Below are 14,196 nucleotides of genomic sequence, written 5' to 3'. Positions count from 1 at the left end.
CTCAAGGTCTCAGGGATAACCATAGTCACATCCCGGTCTGGGCGGCTAGGCCGGCCGCCCTCCTTTGCGCACACTCTGCCTATGCATGCAGCCTTGAAACTGATCCACCACCGCTTTCAGCAAGCCCAGCCCGGCGTCACCGGCTCGCCGGGGCTTGCCACACAACCCTCCGCCACCACCACCGTCACTGCGGTGCTCGGCAGCACCCCGCTGGTGCTCGACTCTCCCCACAGCGGCACCCAATACCCCGACGACTTTGGCTCCGCCCTCGACCTGGCCACGCTGCGCCGGGCCGAAGACACGCACGTCGAGAAGATCTACGCCTTTGCCCCCGCGCTCGGCGTGGCCTGGGTCGAGGCCCATTTCCCCCGCATCTACCTGGACGCCAACCGCGACACCACCGAGCTGGACACCAGCCTGCTCGACGGTGACTGGCCCGCCCCCATCTCCACCGACCCCAAAGTGCTCAGCAAAGTGCGCCTGGGTAAAGGGCTGGTGTGGAAGTTCACCGACGAAGGCGAGCCCATCTACCAGCGCCAGCTCACCGTGGCCGAGGTGCGCGCGCGCATTGACCGCTGCTGGCGCCCGTACCACGCCGCCGTGGCACAAGCCATCGATGCCGCCCACGCGCGCCATGGCTACAGCATCCACCTCAACTGCCACTCCATGCCCGCTGTGGCCGGGCGCTTTGCCACCGAGTTTCCGGGGCTGGAGCATGCCGACTTCGTAGTGGGCGACCGGGACGGCACCACCGCCAGCCCGGCGCTGTCCGCGCTGATCTGCGAGCACCTTCGCGCGTGCGGCTACAGCGTGGAATACAACCACCCCTACAAGGGCGTGGAACTGGTGCGCCGCTACGGCAACCCCGCGCAGCACCGCCACAGCATCCAGGTCGAGATCAACCGCAAGCTCTACATGGACGAGCAGACGCTCGCGCAGGAGCCCGAGGGCATGGCCCGCCTGCAGGCCGACCTGAAAGCCCTGGTACACAAGCTGCTGGCGCACGACCCGCGCTGAGCACCCGGCGCGGGCCCGGCGGGCTCAGGCCACCAGCGTGGAGACACCGTCGTAGAGCTGGCCCATGCTCTCTGCCGTGGCGATGTTGCTGTGGGCCAGGCCCGCGCGCGAGCCATCGAGTGCGACCACCGACATGGCCTGAAAGCCCGCGTCCTGGCCGTTGTGCAGCAACCAGCCTGTGCCGTGCGCCGCATGCACCAGCCAACCCAGGCCATAGCGGCCTGCGGGGGCGTGCCCCAGGTCCTGCAGACCCTTCACGTAGCTTCGCGGCAAGGGGGTGGCGTCGCCGCGCAATGCCCGCAGATGCCACTGCAGCCACCGTGCGTCCTCGTCCACCGTCAGGCTCACGGCGCCTGCCGGGTCCAAGACCTCCAGCCACACACGTTCCGGCGCCTCGGCCAGCGGCAGGGGCTGCAGCCGCCCGTCCAGGATTTCATGCCCGGCGGGCTGCTGGCTCCCGGCACGCATCGGTTCTCCCACAAAGAGCGACAGGCCCAGGGGCTGGGCCACGCGCTGGCGCAGCAGATCCGCCCACTCCAGGCCCGTGGCCGCGCGCAGCATGCGGGCCGCCAGCGCATAGCCTGCGTTGGAGTAGGCAAAGCCGGGGTCCGCGCCTGTCCCGCGAACGGGCGGCTGGCGCAGCAGCCACTGCAGGAAGAACGCCTCCGCCTGCGCAGGTTGCTGCCAGCGCGCCAGCACCTCGGGGCCCACTGCATTCACGAACAGGTCCACGTCTTCGATGGCTGAAAAACCCATCACCCCGGCGCGGTGGTCCAGCAGGTCGCGCAGCGTGATCTGCTGGTAGGCGGGCAGGGCGCTCTGCGCCAGCTCGGGCAACGTCTGGGCCAGTGTGCTGTCCCAGCGCAGCAGGCCCTGGTCCACCACGCTCGCGGCCGCGCAGGCCGTCATGGCCTTGGTGTTGGAGCCGATGGCCATCAGGTCGCCCGTGGCCAGGTGTGCATTGCCCGCCAGGCGGCGCAGCCCCGCGACGGCTGTGCGGATCTGGCGCGGGTCCGCCCACCCCGCTGCGGCGCCCACCACACCCTGCTTCACCAGCCCTTGGGCCAGGGTCTGCACCCGCTTGTGGGCTTCGCGGGGGCCGTCGTCGTCGCCACCGCCGCAGGCGGTGAGCACGCCGCCCAGCGTGGAAAGGCCTGCAACGGCCAGCCAGTAGCGCCGCGAGAGAAGGGGGGCGCTGCGCGCCGTGGACGGGGTAACAAGGCGGTTAGGGTTCATGGCATCTCGTGAAGTGAAGAAGATGCCGGGATTGTTGAAACGCCAACCTTGGGCAAACCCAAAGATTGGCGCAGCGGGGCGGCTGCCGGGTGCGGGTTGTCAGCCCACCACCGGCCAGCGCAGCGTAAAGCCTACGCCCCGTCCGTGCAGCCCTGGCCCCAGGCGGACCTGCCCACCCAGGTGGCCGATGGCCTGCTGCGCAATGGTGAGCCCCAGGCCCGATCCGCTGCTGCGCGCGCGTGGCGAGCGCCAGAAGCGCTCGAACACCCGGTCTTGCTCACCGGCCGCTATGCCCGGGCCGTCATCGGCAATCCAGACCACCACGTCGCCGCCCTCCTGCCGCACCCTCAACTGCACCTCGCGCCCCGCGCCCGGGCCACAGCCGTGCTTGAGCGCGTTGTCCAGCACATTGCCCAGGGCGGACCAGAGCAGCTGGCGGTCCAACGGCAGCTCCAGCGTGTCCGGGCCATCGAGCGACAGCTCCACGCCCAGGCCCTCGGCCCAGTCCGCGCGCTCGGCCAGGCAGTCCTGCAGCAGCGCCATCAGGTCCTGGGGCGCGGTGGGGCGCTGCGCGGGGGCTTCTTCCAGTGCCGCCAGTGTGAGCAGCTGTTCGCTCAGGTGCGCGGCGCGCTGCACGGCGCGCATCAGCGCCTCGCTGGCCTGCGCGCGTGAGGGGCCTTCGGGGGCTTGCGCCAGCACATGGGCCTGGGTGGCGATGACGGCCATGGGCGTGCGCAGCTCGTGGGCAGCGTCATGCACCAGCGCCTTTTCGCGCGCCAGGTGGGCGCGCAGGCGGGCCAGCAGCTGGTCGAACGACTGGGCCAGGCCGCGCAGTTCGCGCTGGGGCGGCAGGTGCTGCGGCGGCCGCAGGTCGTGGGCCGAGCGGGCGGCGATCTGGGCATCCAGCCGCGCCAGCGGGCGCAGCCCCGTGCGCACGGCCAGCCACAGCGGCAGGCCCACCAGCGGCAGCGCCAGCAGCACCGAGGCTGCCAGGTCTTCGCCCATGAAGCCCAGCAGCCGCGCATCGGCCAGGCGGGGCTCGGCCACCACCACGCGCCAGGGGCCCGTGCTTTCCCACGCCACCCAATGGGGTGTGCCAGCCACGTCCATCGCGGCATGGCCTGCGTCGCCCGCCAGCACCACCGCGTGCACACCGGCCGTGCTGCTGTGCAGCAGCTGGCCTGTGCGGTCCTGCAGCTGCAGCAGCACCAAGGTGCCCTGCAGCAGATCCACATCGGCGCGCATGGCGTTGAGGGTGTGGGCCATGCCGTGCACCAGCGCGCGGGCCTCGGCGGGCTGGTCCAGCGTGGCCAGCGCCCCTGCCAGCCCCTGCGCGAGCTGGCGCACGCCGGGGTTGGTGTCCATGGCGCGGTAGTGGGTGATGGCCGCCTGGCCCAGCAGCACCAGCCAAACCAACGCCATGGCTGCGAGCAGCGCCAGCAGGGTGCGGCGCATGAGGCTCGGGCCCCACCAGCCGCGTGGGCGCGCGGGGGTTTCGGTCGGTGGTGTCATGGCTGCAGCCGGTAGCCCACGCCACGCACCGTGACCACGCGCTCTGCGCCGATCTTCTTGCGCAGGTTGGAGACATGCACCTCCAGCGTGGCGGCGTCCAGCGCATCGCCCAGGGGTTCGAGACGCTGGGCAAGCACGTTCTTGGCCACCACCTTGCCGGGTTCGCGCGCCAGCTCCACCAGCAGCCGGAACTCGCGCGGCGACAGCGCCAGGGGCTCGTCGCCCACCCAGGCCTCGTGCCGCCGGGGCGCTAGGCGCAGCGCGCCCAGCGTCCACTCCTCGCTGGCTTGGCGCGCACTGCGCCGCAACACGGCGTGCAAGCGCGACAGCAGCTCGGGCACGTCGAAGGGCTTGAGCACGTAGTCGTCGGCACCGCCATCCAGGCCGTCAAGCCGGTCCTGCAAGGCGGTGCGGGCCGTGATCACGATCACCGGCAGGCTGAGGCCCGCGCGGCGCCAGCGACGCAGCAACGCCATGCCCTGGCCGTCGGGCAGGGTCAGGTCCAGCAGCACGGCGGCGACCTCGTTGGCGTCGGGCAGGGGCGGCGTGGCGGCCACGCTGCGCAGCCATTGCACCGTGAAGCCGCCCTGCTGCAGGGCTTGCAGCAGGGCCTGGCCCAGGTCCAGGTCGTCTTCGATGAGCAGGATGTGCATGGCCGCCATTTTCCGTGCCCCCAGCTTGCAGCCAGCCAAAGGCGCCGGACAGAGGGCTGGCGCCTTTTGGGCACCCTAAAATCCTCGCACAGGCAGACAATGACAACACAGGCCCGCCCACGGGCCACACCACCCAAGGAGACAGTCCGCATGCGCATCCTCATTGCCGAAGACGACCAGGTGCTGGCCGATGGCCTGCTGCGCACGCTGCGGGCCTCGGGCGCCGTGGTGGACCATGTCGCCAGCGGCAGCGAGGCCGACGCGGCGCTCATGACCAACAACGAGTTCGACCTGCTGATCCTGGACCTGGGCTTGCCCAAGATGCATGGGCTGGAAGTGCTCAAAAAGCTGCGCGGCCGGGGCTCCGCCCTGCCGGTGTTGATCCTCACCGCCGCCGACAGCGTGGAAGAGCGCGTGAAGGGCCTGGACTTTGGTGCCGACGACTACATGGCCAAGCCCTTCAGCCTGCAAGAACTGGAAGCCCGCGTTCGCGCCCTCACGCGCCGGGGCATGGGCGGCACCAGCAGCGCCATCAAGCACGGCCCGCTGGTGTACGACCAGGCCGGCCGCGTGGCCACCATCGACGGCAAGATGATCGAGCTGTCGGCCCGCGAGCTGGGCCTGCTGGAGGTGCTGCTACAACGCGCCGGCCGCCTGGTGAGCAAGGAGCAGCTGGTGGAGCGTCTGTGCGAGTGGGGCGAAGAGGTGAGCAACAACGCCATCGAGGTCTACATCCACCGCCTGCGCAAGAAGATCGAAGGCGGGCCCATCCGCATCGCCACCGTGCGCGGCCTGGGCTACTGCCTTGAGAAGATCCCCAGTTAACTATCAAAACGATAGCTGCTCGTGCATATGAATCTAGCGCTATCGGGTGTTCTGGCTTCAAAAATGCCACGGCGGACGCTGTGAAGATCTTCCAGCGCGAGCAGCGCTCCCTGTTCGGCGAAATCCTCGACTGGATGCTCACGCCGCTGCTGCTGCTGTGGCCGGTGAGCCTGGCGCTGACCTGGCTGGTGGCGCAGGGCCTGGCCAACAAGCCGTTTGACCGCGCGCTTGAATACAACGCCCACGCCCTCGCCCAGCTCGTGAGCGTGGTGGGCGACAAGGCCCAGTTCAACCTGCCCCAGCCCGCCAGCGAGATCCTGCGGGCCGACGACTCCGACATCGTGTACTACCAGGTCATCGGCCCGGGCGGCGAGTTCCTCTCGGGCGAGCGCGAGCTGCCCGAGCCCCCGAGCGACGAGGTGCCCATGTCGGGCGAGGTGCGGCTGCGCGATGCCGAGATGCGCGGCATTGATATCCGCGTGGCCTACATCTGGGTGCGCCTGCCGCTCAAAGACACGCCGGTGGCGCTGGTCCAGGTGGCCGAGACGCGCGAAAAGCGCAGCGTGCTGGCCACCGAAATTATCAAGGGCGTGATGCTGCCGCAGTTCGTCATCCTGCCGCTGGCCGTGCTGCTGGTGTGGCTGGCGCTGGCGCGGGGCATCCAGCCGCTCAACCAGCTGGAGCAGCGCATCCGCGCGCGCAACCCCGACGACCTGTCGCCGCTGGACGACCGCACCGTGCCACTCGAAGTCGCGCCGCTGGTGTCGTCCGTCAACGACCTGCTCACGCGCCTGAACGATTCGCTGGCCACCCAGAAGCGCTTTCTGGCCGACGCGGCCCACCAGCTCAAGACCCCGCTCGCCGGCCTGCGCATGCAGGCCGACCTGGCCCAGCGCGAAGGCACCAGCACCGAAGAGCTCAAGCGCTCGCTGCAGCAGATCGGCCGCTCCAGCATCCGCGCCACGCACACCGTCAACCAGCTGCTGGCGCTGGCGCGCGCCGAAGGCAGCGGCGTGGGCATTGCCCGCCAGCCCTGCGACCTGGCGCGCCTCGTGATCGAGGTGGTGCGCGACTCGGTGCCCCGCGCGCTCGACAAGCACATCGACCTGGGCTACGACGGTGCCGAGCCGGGATCGCCGGGCGTGCTGATCGACGGCAACCCCACGCTGCTCAAGGAGCTGGTGCGCAACCTGGTGGACAACGCCATCAACTACACCCCCTCCACGCCCGACAAGCCCGGCGTGGTCACCGCCCGCGTGCTGGCCGACACCTTCGGCCATGTGCTGCTGCTGCAGGTCGAGGACTCCGGCCCCGGCGTGCCCGAGGCCGAGCGCGAGCTGGTGTTCCAGCCGTTCTACCGCGCCCTGGGCAGCGAGGCCGATGGCTCCGGGCTGGGTCTGCCCATCGTGCTGGAGATTGCCAGCAAGCACGATGCCGAGGTCACGCTCGAAGACGCGCGCCCTGGCCAGACACCGCCCGGCGCACGCTTCAGCGTGCGTTTTGCAGCGCGGGACGTGGTGGCAGGCAGCTGACCCTGTGGCAGAAGACAAGGCCAGCACGCCGCAGGGTTGATGCGCCGGCAACCCGCCACAGCACCGGGCATCCGGCATCATGCGGCCTCGTCGCTTGGCCCGATCTTTTTGCACGGACGCAGCCCCCCATGACCTCACCGCCCCGCCGCTTTGCCAATACGCACCCTGACGTGGTGATCGGCAACTTCCCCTGGTACGAAATGGTCTGGCGCTCGCTGCGCGGCGATTTCAAGCCGCGCAGCGAACCGGCGGGTGGCTACGAGGCCTTTGCCCGGCAATGGACACAGCCCGTGGACCCTGCCCGCCTGGCGCAGCGCCAGCAGGCCCCCGTGATCACCTGGCTGGGCCATGTCTCCATGCTGCTGCAGGTGGCGGGCCTCAACGTGCTGATCGACCCCACGCTGTGCGATTTTGCGGGCCCCCTGGGCCGCTTCGGCGCCCCGCGCCGTGTGCCCGCTCCCCTGGCGCCCGAGGACCTGCCGCCCATCGACGTGGTGCTGATCTCGCACAACCACTACGACCACCTGTGCTACGGCACCTTACGCCGGCTGCGCGACGCGGGCCAGTCACCCCGCTTTGTGGTGCCGCTGGGGCTGGCCGACTGGTTCATCCAGCGGGGCATGGGCCCCGTCACCGCGCTGAACTGGTGGGAGCACACCGACATCGCCCCCGGCGTGCGCGTGGTGTTCACACCGTCGCAGCACTGGAGCCGCCGCACCCCGTGGGACACCAATGCCTCGCTGTGGGGCGGGTACCTGCTGGAATGGGCGCGCCCGCAGGCGGCGGCGCCCTGGCGCTTTCTGTTCCCGGGCGATACGGGCTACAGCGAAGACTTCAAGGCCATCCGCCAGCGCCTGGGGCCGGTGGATTTTCTGGCCCTGCCCATCGGCGCCTACCTGCCCCGCGACTTCATGAAGCCCATGCACGTGAACCCGGAAGACGCCGTTCAGCTCATGCTGGACGTGGAAGCCAGGCAGGCCATGGGCGTGCACTGGGGCACGTTCATGCTGACGCAGGAGGCCTTCGACCACCCGCCGCGCGACCTGGCCACCGCACTGGCGCAGCGGGGCCTGCCGCTGGACCGCGTCTGGCTCCTGCGGCAGGGCGAGACGCGCGCCATACCGTTGCCATAACGCTGCACCCGGGTGGACACAGCAACCGTGCTCACGCCACGCGCTGCACCGACATCAGGGCCATGTACAAAAAGCCCCGCTCCATCGGCACGCGGTACACCCCCTGGGCGCCCAGCACCTGCGCGGCCACGCCCGACAGCTCCCAGCCATCGATGGCATCGCCCTTCCACAGCGGCACCGTGAGGTGCAGAAAGCCCTGGGCTTCGCCAAACTCCCGCACGGCCGCGATGCGCGACACCACCGGGGCTTCGTTGTGGAAATTGGCCCAGGCCCACAACCAGGTGCCACTGACCTCCGACACCGATCCGATGAACTCGATGTCGGCCACCACCCGGGGCACGCCACCGGCCGAAAAGGTCAAAGTGCCGGCGGACTGGTCGTAGTCCCAGCGCTCAAAGCTGGCGATGCCGTAGTCCTGCTCCAGCGCGCGCTGCTTGTCCCGCAGCGCGTGGTGGCCCTGCGTCACCGCCTCGATCCAGGCGGCTTGAGTGTCGCCGTCCAGCGCCTCCACACTGCGCGCCATGGCGTCCTGGTAGCAGTGGTGGCACAGGATCTGAAGGTCCAGGCATTGCGTGTTGTGCTCGGTCCACTCACCCCCCTGCCGCATCAGCTCCGCGTTGCAGCTGGCGCACCATGCGTCCGGGTAGGGGGTGTCTGGCGAGGGTGCATCGCAAAACCAGCGCTGCACCGGGTGGCGGCACAGGTGGCCGCACACGAAGGTGGGTGCGGCGTCGCCGTGCTCGCCGCACTGGATGGACGTTGGCTCTTCATTCATGGTGGCAATGTGCAAAAGGGGACGTCAGCCGCAGGCACGCAGCGTCTTGCCCGCCATGGCCATGCGCAGCACATCCAGCTGGGCACGCAAGGCGTCGTTCACGGCAGGCAGGCGCAGCGTGAAGCCGGGGGCTTCAGCGCGCTCCTGGATCACACGGGCGGTGCGCACGCCCTTGGTGCCCAGGTTGGTCAGCTCGCGCTCGGCCGCCTCCTTGGAGGCAAAGCGGCCCAGCGACAGGCCCAGCTCGAGCGTGCCTCCGGCGCGGTCGTGGTCCACCTTGCGGGCGCGCAGCTCGGCGCGTTTGCGGTCCAGAGTTTCGATGTCGTCAAACCGCCCCATGTACACCATCCAGCGGCCTGGGATGGGCGTGGGCTCCAGCGTCCAGCTGCCGGCGGGCAACCCGGCGGCCGCCGTGCGCAGCGCTTCGGCCTGGCGGTCGTCAAACACGCCGGCCTGCAGGCACTCCGCAGAGTCTGCGGGGGGCGAGGCGGCCGGTGTGGTGGGGGGGGCGGGGGAGTCGTTGGCGGCGGTGGCCTGGGAGGGGGAAGCGGGGGTGGACGTGGAACCGGGAGGCGCAGCGGAGGAGGTCTTGCTGGGGTTGACCTTCAGGATCTGCAGCGTTTCGGGCCGGATCTGCTGGTTCATGCGCTGGGGTTCCGACTGCTCCTGCGGCGCGTAGCCCAACGGGCGCAGCAGGCCCTGTGACCACGCGTAATAGCCCGCGTTGGCCAGGAGCAGCACGATCACGGCAAGACGGAGCATGGGGCGCGGCCTTTCAAGAACACTCGCATCGGAAGGAAAAGCGGGCTCACACCGGTGGCACCGCTGTCGGCCGCACGCTGATTTCGGAACTGGTGATGGCCTGCATGCCACCCGCCGTGTGCACCAGCAGCGCCCCGTCATCACCCACGCCATGCGCGGTGCCCGTGTGGCCGTCGCTCAGCGTCACGGCGCGGCCCTGCAGCACATCGCGCGCCGCAAAGCGGGGCTGCATGGGCGCAAAGCCATAGCCCGCAAACGACTGCAGCATGGCCACCAGCGGCGGCACGATGCGCAGCAGCGCGGTGGGCGCGTCCAGGCCCGGCTCCACCTCCTGCAGGCTGCCGGGGGGCATGCTCATGCCCTCGGGGCTGCGGGGCAGCACGTTGATGCCGATGCCCACCACCACATAGCGCGCGGTGCTGGTGTTCGTCTGCGGGGCTACGGCCTGGGCGGCCTGGGGCGCCACAAAACTCGCGGTCTCCACCAGAATGCCGCCCAGCTTGCGGTCGCCCGCCGCACCGCCCAGCCAGAGGTCGTTGGGCCACTTGAGCCCCACGCGAGCGGGCTGGTTCGCGCCCAGCGGCGGCAGCACGGGCTGCAGGCTCTCAGCCACGCTCACCCCCACAGCGAGCGACAGGCCCGACCAATCCTTGGGTGCCAGCGGCAAGCCCAAGGACATCATCAGAGAAGCCCCCACATCGCTTTGCCATACCCGCCCCAGCCGCCCACGCCCGGCGGTCTGCTGCTCGGCCACCAGCAGGGTGGGCTCGCACTGGCCGTTGCGCGCACGGCGCATCAGCTCGGTGTTGGTGGAGTCGATGGTGGGCAGCACCTCCACAGTGAAGCCCGGCAGCAGCGGGGAAACCGCCTCCCAGATGGCCTCGGCGGGCCAGCGGATCGGTGGGGCTGCGCTCACTGGCTGCGGCCTCGCGGCTTGGCCTGCTGGGGAGCCTTGGCGGCCTTCTTGGCCTTGGCAGAAGACGGCTTGGACGGTGGCAGCGGCACCGGCGGTGCCCAGCCGCGCTTGGGCGCCAGCAGCGTGCCCCGGCAGTTGGGGCTGCCGCACCAGCAGGGGTACTCGGCCTTGAGTTTGGGCGTGTAGCGCTCTTCGATGATCAGGCCGTAGTCGTAGTTCAGCTCTTCGCCCGCCTTGATGTTGCGCAGCGCGGTGATGAAAATGCGGCCGTCCCGCTCGTCGGCGTAGCAGTTGGGGTTGCAGCTGTGGTTGATCCAGCGCGACGAATTGCCGCCGAACTTTGCATCGATCACATGGTCTTCATCCACATGGAAGTAGAACGTGTGGTTGGGCTGCAAGGGGTCGTGCGGGTGCCGGTCCTGCGCTTCCTGCCAGCCGATCACTTCACCCGTGTATTCGACAAGGACTTCGCCCTCTGCAATATCCTGCAGGGCAAAAACGCCCTTGCCGTGCACGCCCGAGCGCCGGGTCTGGATGCGACGCCCCTGCGCAGGGGTCGGGGTTGCAGGCGGTGCGGTGCGGGGCATGGCAAAAACTCTGTTAACTTGAATATGCACACATGCGCGTGCGCGTGTACGCGTGAGGCAACGGATTGTAGAAGCGACCGGCCGGATGCCGGACAGCCAGACTGGCGAGAAACCAAAAAATGACCAAGACCCTGGTAATTGCAGAAAAACCCTCGGTGGCGCAAGACATCGTGCGCGCACTGACCCCCGTGGCGGGCAAGTTCGAGAAGCACGAAGACCACTTCGAGAACGACCGCTATGTCGTCACCAGCGCCGTGGGCCACCTGGTGGAGATCCAGGCCCCCGAGCAATTTGACGTGAAGCGCGGCAAGTGGAGCTTTGCGCACCTGCCCGTGATCCCGCCGTACTTTGACCTGAAGCCCGTGGACAAGACCAAGAGCCGCCTGAACGCGGTGGTCAAGCAGGCCAAGCGCAAGGACGTGACCGAACTCATCAACGCCTGTGACGCGGGCCGTGAGGGGGAGCTGATCTTCCGCCTGATCGAGCAGTACGCCGGGGGCAGCAAACCGCTGGGCAAACCCGTCAAGCGCCTGTGGCTGCAGTCCATGACGCCCCAGGCCATCCGCGACGGCTTTGATGCGCTGCGCAGCGAGCAGCAGATGGCTGGGCTGGCCAGTGCGGCCCGCAGCCGCTCCGAGGCCGACTGGCTGGTGGGCATCAACGGCACGCGCGCCATGACGGCGTTCAACTCGCGCGACGGTGGCTTCTTCTTGACCACCGTGGGCCGGGTGCAGACGCCCACGCTGTCGCTGGTGGTGGAGCGCGAAGAAAAGATCCGCAAGTTCATCAGCCGCGACTACTGGGAAATCCACGCCACCTTTGGCGCACAGGCGGGCGAGTACCCCGCCAAGTGGTTCGACCCGAAGTGGAAGAAGGGCGAGGATGTGGAGGCCCGCGCCGACCGCGCGTGGTCGGCCGCAGAAGCCCAAGCCATTGCCAACGCCGTGCGCGGCAAGCAGGCCACCGTCACCGAAGAGAGCAAGCCCACCACCCAGGCATCGCCCCTGCTGTTCGACCTGACCAGCCTGCAGCGCGAGGCCAACGGCAAGTTCGGCTTTTCTGCCAAGACCACGCTCGCCCTGGCGCAAAGCCTGTACGAACGCCACAAGGCCCTGACCTACCCGCGTACCGACTCGCGCGCGCTGCCCGAAGACTATTTGCCCGTGGCCAAGCAAACGTTTGAAATGCTGGCCGACAGCGGCATGCGCCACCTCGCGCCGCACGCGCTCACCGCGCTGAACAACAACTACATCCGCCCGTCCAAACGTATCTTTGACAACAGCAAGGTCAGCGATCACTTTGCGATCATCCCCACCACACAAGCCCCGTCGGGCCTGAGCGAGGCCGAGCAAAAGCTGTATGACCTGGTCGTGCGCCGCTTCATGGCCGTGTTCTTCCCCAGCGCTGAATACACCGTCACCACCCGCATCAGCACCGTGGCCCCGCACAGCTTCAAGACCGAAGGCAAGGTGCTGGTCAAGCCGGGCTGGCTGGCCATCTACGGCAAGGAAGCGGCTGACGAAGTCGAAGGCGGCAAGGACGGCGACAAAGGCCAGAACCTGGTGCCGGTCAAACCTGGCGAGATGGTCAACACCCTGCAGGTGGACCCCAAGGGTCTAAAGACCAAGCCGCCTGCCCGCTACTCCGAAGCCACGCTGCTCGGCGCCATGGAAAGCGCGGGCAAGCAGATTGACGACGACGAGCTGCGCGAAGCCATGCAGGAAAAGGGCCTGGGCACGCCTGCCACGCGCGCGGCCATCATCGAAGGCTTGCTGACTGAAAAGTACATGCTGCGCGAAGGCCGCGAGATCATCCCCACGGCCAAGGCCTTCCAGCTCATGACGCTGCTGCGCGGGCTGGAGGTGGAAGAACTCTGCCGTGCCGAACTCACGGGCGAGTGGGAGTACAAACTCTCGCAGATGGAGAAGGGCCAGCTCAGCCGCGAAGCCTTCATGCAAGAGATTGCCGCCATGACCGAGCGCATGGTGAAGAAGGCCAAGGAATACGACCGCGACACCATCCCCGGCGACTACGCCACGCTCGAATCCCCTTGCCCCAACTGCGGTGGCGTGGTGAAGGAAAACTACCGCCGCTATGCCTGCGTGGGCAAGCCGGGCGCCGAGGGCTGCGGCTTCAGCTTTGGCAAGTCGCCCGCCGGCCGCACGTTTGAAACGGCCGAGGCCGAACAGCTGCTGCGCGACAAGAAGATCGGCCCACTAGAGGGCTTCCGCTCCAAGGCGGGCTGGCCGTTCACGTCCGAAATCGTCATCAAGTACGACGACGAGGCGCACAACTATAAGCTCGAATTCGACTTTGGCGATGACAAGAACGCCGAGGAATCCGGCGAGCTGGTGGAGTTTGAAGACGCCTCGCTGGGTGCCTGCCCCATCTGCGGATCGGAAGTGCACGAGCACGGCAGCAACTACGTGTGCAGCAAGGCCGTGCCCACTGCCGCCCAGCCCACACCCAGCTGCACCTTCAAGAGCGGCAAGATCATCCTGCAGCAGCCGGTGGAGCGCGAGCAGATGCACAAACTGCTGGAGACCGGCAAGACCGACCTGCTCGACAAGTTCGTGAGCATGCGCACGCGCCGCAACTTCAAGGCCCACCTGGCGTGGGACAAGGAGGCAGGCAAGGTCAACTTTGAATTTGCCCCCAGCAAGTTCCCACCCCGCCCAGGAGCCGCTGCAAAAACAATAGCAGCCAAGGCAAAAGCCACTAGCGCTACCGCCAAAAAGGCCCCTGCAAAGAAGGCCGCAACCAAAACCGCTGCCGCCAAAGCCCCGCGCAAGGCCGCCGCAGGCAAGGCTCCCAGCGCCGCCCTGGCCGCCGTGATCGGCAACGAGCCCGTGGCCCGCCCCGAGGCCGTCAAGAAGATGTGGGAATACATCAAGGCCCACAACCTGCAGGACCCCAAGGACAAGCGCACCATCGTCGCCGACGACAAGCTGCGCGCCGTGTTCGGCAAGGACAGCGCAGGCATGTTCGAACTGGCCGGCATTCTGGGCAACCACCTGGGCGGCGAATGATGAAGCCGCTGAACAGGGCACCTACCGCGTCGATGGCGGGCAGCGTCTGCCGCACCGCGCTGGTGGCCCTCGCTGTTGTCGCTGCGCTGGGGGGTTGCACCGCCACAGGCTCTGCGCGCTCCAGTGACCCGGCCAGCCAGCAGCAGCCCCAGGGTGCCAGCGGCGTGACCGTGTTTGGTGACATCGACGTGAACGTGACGCGCGAGCGCACACGCTGAC

General features: G+C 68.5%; 13 protein-coding genes. 6 read left to right on the top strand and 7 right to left on the bottom strand.

Annotated features, from left to right (window positions below; translation table 11 throughout):
- Positions 1-81 precede the first annotated feature (81 nt).
- A complete protein-coding gene (locus DNK89_RS15115) occupies positions 82-1,017 on the top strand; it encodes an N-formylglutamate amidohydrolase (protein ID WP_110960765.1) in 936 nt (311 codons plus the stop codon).
- A gap of 24 nt (positions 1,018-1,041) precedes the next feature.
- Here the strand turns inward: DNK89_RS15115 and DNK89_RS15110 are convergent, their stop codons facing one another.
- The 3 genes from DNK89_RS15110 to DNK89_RS15100 form a co-directional block, all read right to left on the bottom strand.
- Positions 1,042-2,253, bottom strand: a complete 1,212-nt coding sequence (locus DNK89_RS15110) for a serine hydrolase (RefSeq protein ID WP_110960764.1) — start codon at positions 2,251-2,253, stop codon at positions 1,042-1,044.
- A 99-nt stretch (positions 2,254-2,352) separates the two neighbouring features.
- Positions 2,353-3,765: a HAMP domain-containing sensor histidine kinase gene (locus DNK89_RS15105; protein WP_238990824.1), complete on the bottom strand. Its 1,413-nt coding sequence runs from the start codon at positions 3,763-3,765 to the stop codon at positions 2,353-2,355.
- On the bottom strand, positions 3,762-4,418 hold the full coding sequence (locus tag DNK89_RS15100; RefSeq protein ID WP_110960945.1) for a response regulator: 657 nt from the start codon (positions 4,416-4,418) through the stop codon (positions 3,762-3,764). Before DNK89_RS15100 ends, DNK89_RS15105 begins: the two co-directional genes overlap by 4 nt.
- 150 nt (positions 4,419-4,568) lie before the next feature.
- Here DNK89_RS15100 and DNK89_RS15095 point away from each other — a divergent pair, with 150 nt between their 5' ends.
- The 3 genes from DNK89_RS15095 (at position 4,569) to DNK89_RS15085 (ending at position 7,908) form a co-directional block, all read left to right on the top strand.
- Positions 4,569-5,243 (top strand): response regulator transcription factor, encoded by a 675-nt coding sequence (locus DNK89_RS15095; protein WP_015016303.1) that lies wholly within the window; start codon positions 4,569-4,571, stop codon positions 5,241-5,243.
- A gap of 80 nt (positions 5,244-5,323) precedes the next feature.
- Positions 5,324-6,775, top strand: coding sequence for a sensor histidine kinase (locus DNK89_RS15090; RefSeq protein WP_110960762.1), 1,452 nt, complete (start codon positions 5,324-5,326; stop codon positions 6,773-6,775).
- A 128-nt stretch (positions 6,776-6,903) separates the two neighbouring features.
- On the top strand, positions 6,904-7,908 hold the full coding sequence (locus tag DNK89_RS15085; RefSeq protein ID WP_110960761.1) for an MBL fold metallo-hydrolase: 1,005 nt from the start codon (positions 6,904-6,906) through the stop codon (positions 7,906-7,908).
- A gap of 31 nt (positions 7,909-7,939) precedes the next feature.
- On the opposite strand, the gene DNK89_RS15080 is transcribed toward DNK89_RS15085, so the two are convergent.
- The 4 genes from DNK89_RS15080 to DNK89_RS15065 are packed head-to-tail and all read right to left on the bottom strand — an operon-like array spanning position 7,940 to position 10,948.
- Positions 7,940-8,683 (bottom strand): DUF6882 domain-containing protein, encoded by a 744-nt coding sequence (locus DNK89_RS15080; RefSeq protein ID WP_110960760.1) that lies wholly within the window; start codon positions 8,681-8,683, stop codon positions 7,940-7,942.
- A gap of 24 nt (positions 8,684-8,707) precedes the next feature.
- The gene (locus tag DNK89_RS15075) at positions 8,708-9,445 is read right to left on the bottom strand and encodes an SPOR domain-containing protein (protein WP_110960759.1); all 738 of its coding nucleotides are present in this window, start codon (positions 9,443-9,445) and stop codon (positions 8,708-8,710) included.
- 46 nt (positions 9,446-9,491) lie between these two features.
- On the bottom strand, positions 9,492-10,361 hold the full coding sequence (locus DNK89_RS15070) for a biotin--[acetyl-CoA-carboxylase] ligase (RefSeq protein WP_110960758.1): 870 nt from the start codon (positions 10,359-10,361) through the stop codon (positions 9,492-9,494).
- A complete protein-coding gene (locus DNK89_RS15065) occupies positions 10,358-10,948 on the bottom strand; it encodes an SET domain-containing protein (RefSeq protein ID WP_110960757.1) in 591 nt (196 codons plus the stop codon). The genes DNK89_RS15070 and DNK89_RS15065 overlap by 4 nt, the downstream gene beginning before the upstream one ends.
- A 119-nt stretch (positions 10,949-11,067) precedes the next feature.
- On the opposite strand from DNK89_RS15065, the gene DNK89_RS15060 reads away from it, so the two are divergent.
- Together DNK89_RS15060 and DNK89_RS15055 are read left to right on the top strand one after the other, a co-directional pair.
- Positions 11,068-13,977, top strand: a complete 2,910-nt coding sequence (locus DNK89_RS15060) for a DNA topoisomerase III (RefSeq protein WP_110960756.1) — start codon at positions 11,068-11,070, stop codon at positions 13,975-13,977.
- Positions 13,974-14,195 carry a hypothetical protein gene (locus DNK89_RS15055; RefSeq protein ID WP_238990823.1) on the top strand — a complete coding sequence of 74 codons (222 nt, stop codon included), beginning with the start codon at positions 13,974-13,976 and terminating at the stop codon, positions 14,193-14,195. The genes DNK89_RS15060 and DNK89_RS15055 overlap by 4 nt, the downstream gene beginning before the upstream one ends.
- Position 14,196 lies beyond the last annotated feature (1 nt).

This window comes from Acidovorax sp. ST3, from assembly GCF_003231145.1.
Taxonomy (GTDB): domain Bacteria; phylum Pseudomonadota; class Gammaproteobacteria; order Burkholderiales; family Burkholderiaceae_C; genus Acidovorax.
Note: the sequence above shows the minus strand (reverse complement) of the source record. Positions and strands in the feature narration are given on the sequence as shown.

Coding starts and splice junctions, on each gene's coding strand:
- DNK89_RS15115 (WP_110960765.1), top strand. CDS start 82: ATGCATGCAGCCTTGAAACTGATCCACCACCGCTTTCAGCAAGCCCAG.
- DNK89_RS15110 (WP_110960764.1), bottom strand. CDS start 2,253: ATGAACCCTAACCGCCTTGTTACCCCGTCCACGGCGCGCAGCGCCCCC.
- DNK89_RS15105 (WP_238990824.1), bottom strand. CDS start 3,765: ATGACACCACCGACCGAAACCCCCGCGCGCCCACGCGGCTGGTGGGGC.
- DNK89_RS15100 (WP_110960945.1), bottom strand. CDS start 4,418: ATGCACATCCTGCTCATCGAAGACGACCTGGACCTGGGCCAGGCCCTG.
- DNK89_RS15095 (WP_015016303.1), top strand. CDS start 4,569: ATGCGCATCCTCATTGCCGAAGACGACCAGGTGCTGGCCGATGGCCTG.
- DNK89_RS15085 (WP_110960761.1), top strand. CDS start 6,904: ATGACCTCACCGCCCCGCCGCTTTGCCAATACGCACCCTGACGTGGTG.
- DNK89_RS15080 (WP_110960760.1), bottom strand. CDS start 8,683: ATGAATGAAGAGCCAACGTCCATCCAGTGCGGCGAGCACGGCGACGCC.
- DNK89_RS15075 (WP_110960759.1), bottom strand. CDS start 9,445: ATGCTCCGTCTTGCCGTGATCGTGCTGCTCCTGGCCAACGCGGGCTAT.
- DNK89_RS15065 (WP_110960757.1), bottom strand. CDS start 10,948: ATGCCCCGCACCGCACCGCCTGCAACCCCGACCCCTGCGCAGGGGCGT.
- DNK89_RS15060 (WP_110960756.1), top strand. CDS start 11,068: ATGACCAAGACCCTGGTAATTGCAGAAAAACCCTCGGTGGCGCAAGAC.
- DNK89_RS15055 (WP_238990823.1), top strand. CDS start 13,974: ATGATGAAGCCGCTGAACAGGGCACCTACCGCGTCGATGGCGGGCAGC.